This window comes from Actinomyces qiguomingii (assembly GCF_004102025.1).
GTDB lineage: Bacteria > Actinomycetota > Actinomycetes > Actinomycetales > Actinomycetaceae > Actinomyces > Actinomyces qiguomingii.
This window is the reverse complement of the sequence record NZ_CP025228.1, coordinates 684,299-697,974: the sequence shown is the minus strand read 5'-3', so window position 1 is coordinate 697,974 and position 13,676 is coordinate 684,299. Positions and strand designations below refer to the sequence as shown.

At 66.7% G+C, this 13,676-nt stretch carries 10 protein-coding genes; 2 read left to right on the top strand and 8 right to left on the bottom strand.

Features of this window, described 5'->3' with window-relative positions:
* Positions 1-55 precede the first annotated feature (55 nt).
* The 6 genes from CWT10_RS02810 to CWT10_RS02785 form a co-directional block, all read right to left on the bottom strand.
* Positions 56-2,047, bottom strand: a complete 1,992-nt coding sequence (locus CWT10_RS02810) for a beta-galactosidase (RefSeq protein WP_103062308.1) — start codon at positions 2,045-2,047, stop codon at positions 56-58.
* A complete protein-coding gene (locus CWT10_RS02805; protein WP_103062307.1) occupies positions 2,048-2,839 on the bottom strand; it encodes a hypothetical protein in 792 nt (263 codons plus the stop codon).
* Positions 2,832-4,493: an ABC transporter substrate-binding protein gene (locus tag CWT10_RS02800; RefSeq protein ID WP_103062306.1), complete on the bottom strand. Its 1,662-nt coding sequence runs from the start codon at positions 4,491-4,493 to the stop codon at positions 2,832-2,834. The genes CWT10_RS02805 and CWT10_RS02800 overlap by 8 nt, the downstream gene beginning before the upstream one ends.
* Positions 4,494-4,630: 137 nt before the next feature.
* On the bottom strand, positions 4,631-5,518 hold the full coding sequence (locus CWT10_RS02795) for a carbohydrate ABC transporter permease (RefSeq protein WP_103062305.1): 888 nt from the start codon (positions 5,516-5,518) through the stop codon (positions 4,631-4,633).
* 6 nt (positions 5,519-5,524) lie between these two features.
* On the bottom strand, positions 5,525-6,544 hold the full coding sequence (locus CWT10_RS02790; RefSeq protein ID WP_199176314.1) for an ABC transporter permease: 1,020 nt from the start codon (positions 6,542-6,544) through the stop codon (positions 5,525-5,527).
* A 742-nt stretch (positions 6,545-7,286) separates the two neighbouring features.
* On the bottom strand, positions 7,287-8,285 hold the full coding sequence (locus CWT10_RS02785) for an acetylxylan esterase (protein ID WP_199176312.1): 999 nt from the start codon (positions 8,283-8,285) through the stop codon (positions 7,287-7,289).
* A gap of 255 nt (positions 8,286-8,540) precedes the next feature.
* On the opposite strand from CWT10_RS02785, the gene CWT10_RS02780 reads away from it, so the two are divergent.
* A complete protein-coding gene (locus tag CWT10_RS02780; protein WP_158247595.1) occupies positions 8,541-9,575 on the top strand; it encodes a LacI family DNA-binding transcriptional regulator in 1,035 nt (344 codons plus the stop codon).
* Between the two features lie 102 nt (positions 9,576-9,677).
* Here the strand turns inward: CWT10_RS02780 and CWT10_RS02775 are convergent, their stop codons facing one another.
* Together CWT10_RS02775 and xylA are read right to left on the bottom strand one after the other, a co-directional pair.
* Positions 9,678-11,156, bottom strand: coding sequence for a xylulokinase (locus CWT10_RS02775; protein WP_103062295.1), 1,479 nt, complete (start codon positions 11,154-11,156; stop codon positions 9,678-9,680).
* 21 nt (positions 11,157-11,177) lie between these two features.
* Complete coding sequence (gene xylA / locus CWT10_RS02770; protein ID WP_103062294.1) at positions 11,178-12,359, bottom strand: xylose isomerase; 1,182 nt, start codon at positions 12,357-12,359, stop codon at positions 11,178-11,180.
* A 68-nt stretch (positions 12,360-12,427) separates the two neighbouring features.
* Here xylA and CWT10_RS02765 point away from each other — a divergent pair, with 68 nt between their 5' ends.
* Positions 12,428-13,672 (top strand): ROK family transcriptional regulator, encoded by a 1,245-nt coding sequence (locus CWT10_RS02765; RefSeq protein ID WP_233188040.1) that lies wholly within the window; start codon positions 12,428-12,430, stop codon positions 13,670-13,672.
* The last annotated feature ends 4 nt before the right edge of the window (positions 13,673-13,676 follow it).

Below are 13,676 nucleotides of genomic sequence, written 5' to 3'. Positions count from 1 at the left end.
GGGCGGCCTCCTGGTTTCATTCTGGGCAACAGCGGGACCCGCGGCCTGCGAGCGGTCATAGGCGCCGTAGCACGCTCACCTCTCCGGGCGGGATGGTCATTGGCGTTCCCGCGCGCGCGGGGGACCCGGTGAGCAGGTCCACCGCGTCCACAACCGGAGTCCAGGGCAGCGGGATCTGGTCGTGGTTGATCAGGATGTCGAAGGTGCCGTGGGCACCGACGCGGACGGTGTGTTCCAGCTCGCCCGCCAGTGGGTGGCCGGCGGCGGGGGCGGTCAGCGAGGCCACCAGGCGCCCACGCCCGGCCCGGCTGAGGAGGGCACCGAGGCGGACGACGGTGCCGGCGCCGAAGTCGTTGCGGACGATGGCGGGCCGTCCCGCGAACCATCCGGCCGCCCAGGTGCCGGTCACCCGCCCGCCGGTGGGACGCAGAATCTCAAAGAGATGATGGGCGGTGTCGGCGGTGCCGTCGGGGAGGATCAGCTCAATGCCGTCATCGGGCCGGCGGGCATCGCGCTCCTCGATCTGGCAGCCGAGCAGCTCGTCCACGCGCGTATCGATCAGGACACGGCCGGTGGGGCCGGTGGCGAAAGACATGGGCCCGGCCACAAGCGTGCCGCCCGCGGACACGTATCGGCGTATGGTTTCGACGACGTCGTCGTGAGCCAGGTACAGGCCGGGGGCGACGATCACCTCATACCGGGACAGGTCGTCCCTTCCGTCGGTTACGTCCACCCCACCCAGGTGACGGGCCAGTACCTCATGCCAGCCGCGGGCCTGCTCGACCAGGTCCCAGTGGTCGGAGAAGCCGTCTACCACGCGGGCGTACCACCAGGAATCCCAGTCCATGAGGACGGCGGCACGCGCCTGGACGCGGCTGCCCACCAGCCCTTCCAGGTGAGTCAGCTCCCGCCCGAGTGCGGCGACCTCACGATACGTACGAGTATCGGTGCGGCCGCGATGGTCCAGGACACCGCCGAACCACATCTCCGAACCCGCCGGGGCGGCGCGCATCTGAAAGTGGAGCACCGTGTCGCACCCCTGCGCCAGGGCCTGCAGGCTCCAGCGGCGCAGCACCCCCGGAGACCGGGTGGGGTTGACGTCGCGGCAGGTGGTGGCCACGGGCGCCTGCTCCATCAGCCACAGCGGCCTGCCGCGGCCCACGGCGCGCATGAGCGAATGATTGAAGGCCATTTCCGGCCAGGCGCGGGCGGTGCGCGGATAGTTGTCCCAGGAGATGACGTCGAGTTCCCGGGCGAAGCGGAAGTAGTCCAGGTGCTCATAGGCGCCCATGAGATTCGTGGTCACCGGGTGGGTGGTGTCCCGGCGCCGCACCCGGTGGACCTCGCCCTCCAGGCAGGCGGCGAATTGCTCGGTCATATACCGCTTGTACTCCAGGGTGATAACCGGGAAGCCGCTGCGGTAGGGGCCGCCCCAGTGCTCTGTGAGCGCGTTGGGGGCGGGGATCTGGTCTACGTCGGTGAAGCGATGAGACCAGATCTGCGTGCACCAGTCCCGGTTGAGCGCAGCCAGCCCGCCGTGCGTGGACAACAGCCAGCTGCGAAACCCGGCCGTGCAGTGCTCGCAGTAGCAGGCGCCGCCGTACTCATTGCCAATATGCCAGGCAAGCAATGCCGGATGCGTGTGATAGCGCTGCGCCAATGCCTCGGCGATATTCCCGGAAAGTGCGCGGAACACCGCGGAGGTGGGGCAGAAGTGGTGCCGCTGCCCGTAGCCGTGTCGGCGTCCCTCGAAGTCCACGCGCATAACGCTCGGCTCCGCCGTCGCCAGCCACGGGGGCACAGCCGCCGTCGGGGTGGCCAGGATGACGCCGAATCCGCGCGCATGAACACGGTCCATAAGCGCATCCAGCCGGTCCCATTCGAAGCGGTCGGGGCCGGGTTGAAGGCAGGCCCAGCCGAAGACGTTGAGGGTCAGCGTGTTGATGTCGGCCGCGGCCAGCGCCGCCAGATCGGCATCTACGGTCGCGTCATCCCACTGCTCGGGGTTGTAGTCACCGCCGTGAAGGATATGGCCGGGGTAACGCATTCATGCCTCCTGGTGTAGGCCCGTCGGCTCGGCCGGATGAGTGAATTGCTCGATGAGTATGCGCCGCTGCCCACGCGTGGCCGGCGCCACCAGGGCGCATAACGGCACCCAGGCGAGCATCAGGGCGACCGGGGCGTTAAGCGCGATCGCCAGCCCCGTCGCGCCAATGCCAGCCAGCAGAAGAGTGCCGGCGGCGTCACGCACGGTCATGACCACCGTGAGCACCAGCAGATCGGCGGTCCTGAAGTCGAACAGACCTGCAATGGCGCCTACGCGCCCCAAACCCAGCCCCAGGGCGGCAAGGAAGACCAGCAGGAGCCCACGCATCCCGCCGGTGATCCCGGAGGCCGATCCCATCAGCCCCAGCACCAGCACCACCGCCAGCCCAGCCATGGGACCGAACTGACGCAGGGATCCGCCCCATCCGCGCCACAAGGCGGCGATGCGTCGACGCGCCGAGGGATCATAGGTCCATCCCGGGCGCGTCACGGCATAGACGACCGCGGGCAGTGCGGTAAGTGCAATCGTCCAGGTCAGCGCCATCGTCAGTAATGACCAGGCGCTGGCGCCGTCGAGAATGGCCATGGCGGCCGCCCCGGGGACAATCAACGGTAGGGCGCCTACGAATAGTGCGGCGGCCTGGTATACGACCGCGCTGAAGCGTGCCAGCGGCGAGTCAGTGAGGGGGTCCGGCGCGGGCGGCGCACCATGCCCGTCCGCGGCTGCTGGCGCCGTCGGGCGGACACGGGCGTGCGGAGGGCAGGCGCCCGCAGCAGCGGTTCGGTCAGCCATTGTTCTCCACGTAGGTCGCGCGGGCCGCGTTGACGATCTCCATGTAGGAGGACACGCCCTTGGCCTCGCATTCGGTGACATAAGCGTCCCAATCCGACAGCTCGCGCTTGCCGGTGATGAACTTCAGCGTCTCCTGCATGACGTAGTCCTGCAACGGAGTCAGCAGCAGAGTCGCCTGCTCGCGCTGGGTCTCATCCAAGGGCGCTGGCGGGTCGATCGGCCTCTGCGTGTGGGTGGCGGCCATCTCCTCCTGCCAGGACAATTCCTTGTCCAGCATCATCGAGTGCAGCAGTTCGGTGGTGCCGCCGTATGCGAATACGCCCCCGGAAAATCCGTACTCGATGCGCAGGTCCTTGTCTCCGGCCGGGTTCAGACCGTTGTAGTTGATGTCGTCGACCAGTGTGCGGTTGCCGTCGGCGTCCTTGTTGTAGGTGGTGCCCTCCACGCCCCACTTGGCGAATTCCTCGCCCTCATCGGAATACCACAGCCAGTCGATGAACTGCATCATGGCCACGAAGTTCGGATCGTCGGCGGCCTTGGAGGAGATCATGATGCCGTTCTCCAGCCGGGTGCCGCCGATCAGGGCGCCGGCCGGTCCGGCCGGCTGGAGGATCTTGACGACCTCGTAGTTGCCCTCACCGAGAGTCTCCCTCATGGTCGTGTCATAGGTGACGTCATACTGGGAATTCGTGCCGATGGCGATGGACTTTCCCGTGGTGAAGGTGTTGACGGCCGTGTCCTCGTCCTGGGTGAAGGAGTCCGGGTCGAGCACCCCGGCGTCGACCATGCCGCGCAGCATGGTGACCATGTCTCGGTAGTTGTCGGATGTGCCGCAGAAGATGAATGACTCCGTCTCCTCATCCCATTCGGCCATGGTGGTCATCCCCCAGGAGCCGCCGGACTGGGTGCCGTAGGAGACCGCCGCGAGATTGAGCATGCTCAGCCCCTCGAAGCGGTCGGAGATGCCCTTCATGTCCGGGTGTCGCTCCTGGATCTTGGAGATGACTTCTTGCAGCTCCTCCCACGTGGTGGGCAGTTCCAGTCCCTGCTCGTCGAGCAGGTCCTTACGGATCTCGAAGGTGTAGTCGGGCCAGATCTCCTCATGCAGACCGGGCAGGACATAGATGGAGCCGTCGGCCTGCCGCAGGGTGTCGAGTTCCTCATCCAGCTGCCACTGCTCGACCTTCTTGCGGAAATTAGGCATGAGGTCGAAGTAGTCCGACACCGCCAGGACCGCCCCGGAGGAGACGAAGGCAGACTCCTGACCGGGGTAGGTCTTGGGCAGAATGAGCGGGGCGTCGCCGGAGGAGATCAGCAGGGAGCGCTTCTGCTCATAGTCGGACATCGGCACGATCGTCAGGTCCAGCGTGACATTGGTGCGCTTGGTGATCTCCTCCAGCAGCATCCAATCGGCCTTGTACGGGTAGTTGGGATGGTCGGAGAACAGGCAGCTGAAGGTGAGGGGCTCACTGGCCTTGAAGCTGGTGTCGGCGGCGAAGTCCTCCATGGCGGCCGCCGTGTTGCTCACTCCCTCGGCCGGCCCAACGGAATCCGATCCGCTGCCGCAGGCGGCCAGTGCAGCGGCAGCGGTGCCAAGCAGCAGGGCGCCGGCCCGACGGCGGGTAATGGGGTGGGAGAGGAGATTGGGGCTCATCGTCGAGTGCCTTTCTTGTGGTTTCGGCCGCGATCGGCCGGTCGGGTGGATTTGGAATAGTGGCGGATGGCGGGTTTCAGGGACGGACGTCGTCGCCTGGATGCGCCGGGCTGCCGGACGGCGTCCCGGCGGTGGCTTCAGCCCTTCACGGAACCGAGGGTGACTCCGGTGACGAAATATTTCTGCACGAAGGGGTAGACGCACAGGATCGGTAGTGAGGTGAGCACCATGGTCACCGATCTGAGGTTGGATGAGATCTGGGTCTGATCGGCGGTCCCTCCCCCCAGGGAATCGGAAGTGGTCACTCCTGCCAGCATGTTGCGCAGGTAGATGGTCACCGGGAACAGGTCCTTGTCGTCGAAGTACAGGAAGGCCCCGAACCAGGCGTTCCAGTTGGCGACGGCGTAGAACAGGAACATGGTGGCGAGGATCGCCTTGGACAGCGGTAGCACGATGCGCAGGAGGATTCCGTAGGTGCCCAGACCGTCGAGTTCACCGGCCTCCTCCAGTTCATGGGGCAGCCCCTCGAAGAAGGACTTCATTACCAGCAGGTTGAACACGTTGATCGCATTGGGCAGCACAACCGCCCAGATCGTGTTCTTCATGCCCAGGTTGGTGATCAGGATGTAATTCGGGATCAGACCTCCGTTGAAGAACATGGTGAACACGGCGAAGCCGATAAGTGCATTGCGCCCCCGCAGACTCCTCTTGGACAGCACGTAGGCGAATGCGGTGGTGAAGACCAGCGCTATCAGGGTGGCGACCGTCGTGTACACGACGGTGTTCCGGTAGCCGGTCCAGAAGGCCGGGTCCGACAGCACCACCTTGTAGGTGGTGACGTTGAAGCCCTTGGGGATGAGATTCACCTCGCCGGCCGAGATGGCTGCCTCGCTGGAGAAGGACTTGGCCACCACGTTCAGGAAAGGGAACAGGGTCACGAAGATGACGCCCAGGAGGATAGCCGCGTTTAGTAGACGGAAGGCACGGTAGCCACGCGAGTCGTATTTGACGTTCTGCCCAGGCATGGCTCATCACCACAGACTCGTCTTGGCGAACTTGCGGGAGGCAAGATTGGCGGCCATCACCATGATCAGCCCGATTAACGACTCGAACAGGCCGATCGCTGCCGCATAACTGAAGTTTGACGACTGCAGACCCACGCGGTACAGGTAGGTGGAGATCACGTCCCCGGTCTCGTAGGTAAGCGGATTGTAGATCAGCAGAATCTTCTCAAATCCCACCGCCAGGAAGGAGCCGACGTTGAGGATCAGCAGGGTGACAATGGTGGGCCGGATGCCCGGCAGCGTGATGTGCCAGGTCTGCTGCCAACGGTTGGCACCGTCGATCTGGGCGGCCTCATACAGGGTCTGGTCAATGGCGGTCAACGCCGCCAGGTATAGGATCGTCCCCCAGCCGACGGTCTGCCACACGTCGGAGATGACGTAGATGGGCACGAAGGCGCTGGCCGTTTGAATGAAGTTGACCGCCTGGCCACCCAACGCGGTGATCAGGGCGTTGATCGGGCCGTCCACGGCGACCACTTCCATAATGATCCCGGCAATGATGACCATCGAAAGGAAGTGCGGCAGATATGAGACGGTCTGAACAATCTTCTTGAACCAGATTCGGCGGACCTCGTTCAGCAGCAGGGCCAGGATGATGGGCGCCGGAAAGGACACCAGCAGCGTGGAGAAACCGATGACCACCGTATTGCGGAACACCCTCCAGAAGGTGGGATCCGCAATGAACATCTCGACGTATTTCAGCCCAACCCATTCCTCGCCGTACATGGAGCCGCCGGGCACGAACCTGCGAAAGGCAATGACATTGCCGACCATCGGAGCGTACCGGAAGACAATGAACCAGATCACCGGGACGACCACGAGGGTGTACAGCTGCCAGTCGCCCCGGCGACTGCTCCTGCGCCCACCGGATCGTCTCCCGCCCCTGCGCCCTCGCCTGCCGGGGTCCACCACCGCGGAAGGAGCCGGGCGCCCGGACGCCCGCGGCGCGCCGAGCGGCCGGGACACCACATCAACCGCTTCCGTCACGACACATCACCTCCTTGTGACTTGATGACTTGCGAACGTTTTCGCTTCATCGTTCGCTGGCGACGGGCTCAGGTTAGCCCTACAGGACGCCGTCGTCAAGCATTTTGTCGCGCCACGCTCAAATGCTGGTGCGCCGAAAAAAGCGCGATAATAGCCCTGCGCTCACCCGCACGAGTCGATTGCCATAAATTGCCCAGGAGCGAAACTTTTAGTGGCGCCTCCGGTTCGGAGCTGTGGTGGTTCGCCGGCCGGGTGTGCTGCCGTGCCACGCTGAGACCGGCACTTGTTACACGCTGAGACCGGCACTTGTGACACACCGAGGTGGCGGCGTCTTGGTGTCCGTGGTGGATCTGGCGCGACGGTTCGTACCTTGGCTCGACGGTTCGTACGTTGTGGTCGACGGTTCGTACCTTGTTGTGACGGTTCGGCACCCAGAGGTACGTACCGTCGCCGGAAGTGCCGAAGCGCTGTTGCCAAGTGACGAACCGTCACGCTAAGTGCCGAACCGTCATGCGAAGTGCCGAACCATCACCCGGGATGCACGGGCGCGCACGCCGGGCCCGCGCCCCGGCCCGGCGGCGCCTGCGCGCCCGACAACGCCCCCGGCCCGGCGAGAACGTCCTCATCAACCCGGCCCCTCCCGAATGCGGAGAGCCGCGGGCCTGGGGATGGCGAGGACGCACTCGGCAGATCCGGCACCCACCGCCCCCAACCACCACACCCGCAAACCGCAAGAGTCCGTTTAGTGCGTGGGGGCCGCGCAGCGCTCGCGAATCCAGGCGAGCTGACGGCGCAGATAGAAGAACTCGCCGCCCTCATGCCCGTTGTCCGGGTAGATCTCCGCCTGCGCGGGACCGGCGTACGCCGCGAGCGCCTGTTGGCCGCCCACGGTGGGACAACAGGTATCGCGCAACCCCAGGCCCCACAGCGACGGGGCCTGGGCGCGCCGCGCGTGGTTGACGCCGTCGACGTAGGCCAGGGTGTGGAAGACCCGCTCGCGCTCGGTTCGCCGCACCGCCAGGTAGCGGGCGAGTTCCGCATAGGGCTCTCCCTGCGCCGACTGGTACACCGCCGGCACATCGCACAGGAAGGGGACCGAGACGGTCACCCCGCACAGGTCGGGCACCAGTCCCGCAACCGCGAGGGTGACGCCGCCTCCCTGCGAGTTTCCCATCACAATGATGCGTTCGGCGTCGATGTCGGGCAGTGTGCGCACCGCGTCCACGGAGCGTACCGCGTCCACGATGAGGCGCCGGTAGTAGTACGTCTCGGGCGAGGCGATGCCGCGCGTGACAACGCCGGGGGCCTCCGGGGCGCCGTCGTGGGGATCAGGCGTGTCCCCGCCGCTCCCATAGCCGCATCCCTGCCCGCGTACGTCGAGCAGCAGATGCGCCATGCCCGCGGCCGCCAGGTGGGGAGCCTCCCCCGGCAGCCCGCGCCCCCGCCCGTACCCCGGAATCTGCACCACGCAGGGCAGCACTTCGGTCAGGTCCCTCGCCGGACGGGACAGCCAGGCGTTCACCCGCTGGCCGCCGAAGCCGCTGAAGGAGAAGTCCCAGTAGCGCAGCTCGGTGAGGGGCTGATCGACGACGACGCGCTCAATCGTCCGCGCCTCGGGGTCGTAACCGCGCGCCTCGCGCAGCGTTCGCGCCCAGAAGCGGTCGAAGTCCTCCGGCTCCGACACGACCGCCGGCGAAAGCGGGCCGAGTTGCGGGTGCAGGGCGGCCATGAGAGCGGCCATGCGCATCATCCCTTGGAGAGCTGCGGTCGCTCGGTCGGGCGGACCGCAGACGGGTTTCGTGTATTTTCGTCTGTTTTCGGGCGGCTGGGAGTATAAGGGCCGGCTCCCGTCGAATACAAGACCGGCACGCTCGGACCGTTTCCGGGTATCTCGGCGCAGGGGGCGGGACGAAGACCATTACGCTTGCTGGGACAACACCTGTATCACCGGTTCTACTCGCACCGGCAGGGGATCGATCCAAGAATGGAGGACGCTGTGGCTTCGCGCGAACGCGTCACGCTTGACACCATAGCCGCGGCCGCGAAGGTCTCGCGCGCCACGGTATCCAAGGCGATCAATGGCCGTCAGGATGTCTCCGCGCGAACACGCCGTCAGATCCTCGAACTGGCCGAGCAGCTCGGCTATGAGGCACCGATGTCTGCGGAGCGCAGCTCCCCCACGATCACAATCGTCTTCGACTCGCTCGATACCTACTACACCAACCGGGTGCTCGCTGGGGCGGTCGCCGCGGCTCACGATCACGGCGCCATCCTTGATGTCCGCTCCTTCACCGACCGCCGGGAAGCCGCCTCGGATTCCTGGGTACGGCGGCTCGTGGCCGAGGGCCATTTGGCACTGATTGTTGTCACCATGGAGCTGTCCGAGGCGCAGATTGAAGCCGCGCATACGCTCCAGCTGCCGGTTATAACCGTCGATCCGGCCCAGCAGACTCCGGACGGGGTGCTGGAGATCTCCTCGACGAACTGGAATGGGGGCATGGCCGCCACCCAGCATCTGCTGGCCCTGGGGCACCAGCGCATCGCCTTTGTGGCCGGTCCGGAGCGATCTGTGCCTGCGCGCGAACGCCTGCTCGGATTCCGATCGGCGATGATGGATGCCGGGCTCGACGTCGATCCCGCACTCATCCTGGGAGACAGCTACACCTATGCCAACGGATTGCGCGCAGGGCTTAGTCTGCTCGATATTGCACCGCCGAGCCGCCCCACCGCCGTCATGTGCGCCTGCGACGTATCCGCGATCGGCGTGTATGAGGCCGCCCGGCAACGCGGAGTGCCCGTTCCCGACGAACTCAGCGTCGTCGGCTATGACGACACCTTCTTGGCGGAGTGTGCCGCTCCCCCGCTCACCACCATTCACCAAGCGCTGGAGACCATGGGGGCGCGAGCAGTCGAGGCGGCCCTGGACTTGGCGGAGGATTCCACCGGAACCAAGAGCAGGCGCACCATCGGCTCGGTCAAAATTCCCACACGGTTGGTCGAACGTGCCTCGACGGCGCCGCCGCGGGGATAACGGCGGCGCCATATCGACCGAACTCGATCGTAATACCGACCGAACTCGATCGTAATACCGACCGAACTCGATGGTAATAACGACCGAACTCGATGGTTGTTCTTAGTGGTCCTGCTGCGCGGCGGCGACGATGGCCGCGGCCGCGTCGTAGGCGGCCCGCACCTGCGGCTGGGGCTCGGCAGTCAAGTGCTCAACCGGGCCGAGCTCCCATACCGGCGGCTCCTCGCCTCCGGCCAGCACCCAGGCGGCCTGCTTGGCGGCGCCATTGGCCACGTATTCGCCCGGTTCGGGCACGTCCACCGGGACGGCGAGCACGGCGGGCGCGAGTTCCCGGGCGCAGGCCCATTTCACTCCCCCACCCACCAGGGTGACGGCGTCGACCTCTACCCCCAGAGCACGCACCGCATCCACACCGGCCCCCATCAGGCACAACAGTCCCTCGACGGCGGCGCGGGCGTAATTGGCGGGCGTAAGCGAGGTCAGGGTCATGCCGGTGAGCATGCCGGTGGCCTCCGGCAGATTCGGGGTGCGCTCCCCCTCCAGGTAGGGCACGTGCACCAGTCCGGCGGCGCCCGGTTCGGCGGACAGGGCGAGCCGGTCGAACTCCTCATACGACACCCCCAGCACCTGCTTGGCAGCGTCCAGGATACGGGCGGCGTTCAGCGTGCAGGCCAGCGGCAGGAAGGCGCCGGTGGCGTCGGCGAAACCAGTGACCAGCCCGGAGGCGTCATGGGTGGGGGTGGCCGAGACCGCGGCGACCACGCCGGAGGTGCCCAGGGAGACGCTGGTGGCGCCCGGGCGCAGGCCGAGCCCGAGGGCGGCGCCGGCATTGTCCCCGCAGCCCGGCCCGAGCACCAGGTGGCTCAGATCCCGCTCCCGACCCGACGGCGCGGTAAGGACCCCGCCGCGGCCAGCCTCCTCGTGCGGAGCGACGACGCGCGGCAGCACGATGTCTTCCACCTCCGCCTCGCTGCGGCGTAGGGCGAGCGCGAGCAGGTCGCGGCGGTAGGTGTTGGTCACCGAGTCGAAATAGCCGGTGCCGGAGGCATCGGAGCGGTCGGTGACCAGGGTGTCCAGCGAGGTGGCGCCGGACAGCTTCCAGGTGAGCCAGTCGTGCGGCAGGCACACGGCGGCGATCCGCGCGGCGTTCTCGGGCTCATGGTCAGCCAGCCAGCGCAGCTTGGTGATGGTCAGCGAGGCCACCAACACCGAGCCGACGGCGTCGGCCCAGGCCTTGCGGCCGGCGGCCTCGTCGCCGTCGCCGAGCTCGCGGATCAGGTCGCGGGCGGCGCCGGCGCTGCGGGTGTCGTTCCACAACAGGGCGGGGCGGATGACCTCGCCGTCGGCGTCCAGCGCCACCATGCCGTGCTGCTGGCCGCCCACGCTCAGGGCGCCAACGTCGTCCAGCCCGCCGACGGCGTCGATCACCTGGTTCAGCGCGGCCCACCAGTGGTCCGGGTGGATTTCAGAGCCATCCGGATGCGAGGCCTTGGCCTCACGCACCAGGGCGCCGGAGACGGCGTCGCGGACAACTAGCTTGCAGGACTGCGTCGAGGAGTCGACGCCGGCGACGAGGGTCATGAGAAATCTCCTTCCGCGCGTTCAGCTAATGAGGTGCTGAACGGCCTTCTCGTGCAGGTTGACGAAGTGGTAGTCGCGGGCGGCGGCCGCCTCGGCGTCGAAGTCCTCGTAGGCGCTGCGGTCGGCGAGCAAATCGGCGATGGTCTCCCCCTCACCCAGGGTCGGCTCGGCTAGCTCGTAGATGCCGGAGAGCTTGAGCGCCTCCTGAACCTCCGGGTCGGCGCGGAAGGCGCGGGCCTTGTCCGCCAGCTGGATGAACATCTCCATATTGGCGGCCGCGGACTCCCACACGCCGTCGATGCCATCGGTGCGGGAGGGCTTGTAGTCGAAGTGGATAGGACCCTCGTAGCGGGGGCCGCCGCTGGGGAAACCGTTGACCAGCAGGTCCACGGTGAAGAAGGCGCTGAGTAGGTCGCCGTGGCCGAAGACCAGGTCCTGGTCGTACTTAAGGCCCTTCTGGCCGTTGAGGTCGATGTGGAAGAGCTTGCCGGCGTTGAGCGCCTGTGCCAGGGCGTGGGTGTAGTTCAGACCCGCCATCTGCTCGTGGCCGACCTCCGGGTTCAGGCCGACGACGTCGCCGTTGTCCAGCTCGGCGATCAGCGCCAGGGCGTGGCCGACGGTGGGCAGGAAGATGTCGCCGCGCGGCTCGTTCGGCTTAGGCTCCAGACCGATGCGCAGGTTGTAGCCCTGGTCCTTAATGTACTGGGCGACCGTGTCCAGGCCTTCCTTGTAGCGGTCGAACACCGCGCCCAGATCCTTGGAGGAGTCGTATTCGGCGCCCTCGCGGCCGCCCCACATGACGAAGGTGGTGGCCCCGAGCTCGGCCGCCAGATCCACATTGCGCAGGATCTTGCGCAGGCCGAAGCGGCGGATGGCGCGGTCGTTATTGGTCAGTCCGCCGTCCTTGAAGATCGGGTGGGTGAAGGTATTGGTGGTGACCATCTCGATGGTCAGGCCCGTGGCATCCACCGTGTCCTTGAGCTTGCCGACGATTTCCGCGCGCTCGGCGTCGGTGGCGTCGAAGGGGAAGACGTCATTGTCGTGGAAGGTGATGCCCCAGGCACCCAGTTCGGCGAGCTTGTCCGCGTACTCCCAGGGCTTGAGCGCCGTGCGGGTGGTGTCGCCGAAGGGGTCGGCGGCCAACCAGCCGACGGTCCACAGACCGAATGAGAACTTGTCTTCCTTGGTGGGCTTACGAACCATGGTTCCTCCTCGAGCCGGATTTTGTTCGCTGACGCAACTATGCCATGAACGTGCGGTATGGTCAAGACGTGTCTGAAGCCCGAACGACGTCGGCGACGTCGTCCTCAAGCCCTCGCCCGGCGTCCGTCTCCCCCGTCTCCGCCCGGCAGTCCAGTCTGCGCACGGCGAATCTGGCCCTGCTGGCCGGTCACGTCTTCGCCGCACCCGAGCCCGTGTCGCGCGCCGCCGTGGCCGCCGCAACCGGGATGACCCGTTCAACCGCCTCCCGTCTGGCCGACGACCTGGTGGCGGCCGGAATCCTGACGGAGCTGGAGCCCTCGCCGGCCTCCGGGCCGGGTCGGCCGGCGGTTCCGCTCACACCGGCCCGGGGTACCTTTGTGGCCATTGGCCTGGAGGTGAATGTTTCCCACATGGCGGTACGGGCCATCGATCTGTCCGGCGACGTGCTGGCCGAGCGAGTCGTGTTAGACGATTTCGAGGCCTCCGATCCCGCCGAGGTCTTCCCCAGGCTGGCGGAGCTGATCACCGATGTGCTGTCCCTGGACGCCGTATGCCGGGCCCGCAAGGTCGGCGCGGCCATTGCTCTACCCGGTCTGGTATCGCATGAGACGCTGCTACGCGCCCCCAACCTGGGCTGGGAGCGGATCGACCCGCGACCATTCCTCACCGAGGTGCTGCAGCCCAACGGTCTGGTGCTGCATCTGGGCAACGAGGCCGACTTCGGCGCTCTCACAGCCGGACGCGAGCGGCCCGCCGCCCCCCATTCGGCGCCCTCCTACATCTATCTGTCCGGCGAGAACGGCATCGGTGCCGGTATTGTGCGTGACAACCGGGTCATGCTCGGAGTCTCGGGCTTCGCCGGCGAGGTCGGACACATTCAGGTCGACCCCACCGGGCCGCTGTGCACCTGCGGCAACCACGGCTGCGTGGAGCGCTATGCGGGCCGCCGTCGCATACTGGCCGCCGCCGGACTGGACGAGGTCGCGGAGCCGCAAGCACTGGTGACGGCGTGGAAGAACGACGATCCGGCCGCGCGACGGGCCGTTAGCCGCGCCGCGCAGGCGCTCGGCGTCGGCCTGAGCGCCGCCATCAACATTCTGGACATACCCACGGTGATCCTGGGCGGGCATCTGGCCCCGCTGGCCGACATCCTGCGTCCAGAACTGGAGGAGGAGTTGCGCCGCCGAGTGCTGTCATCCCGCTGGTCCGTCCCGGAGATCATCACCACCTCCCAGGATCAGACCCCGGCGGTAACCGGAGCCGCCTGGTCGCTGCTGGAGGAGGTCGTCGCCGACCCGGTCGCCTGGATGTGAGTCC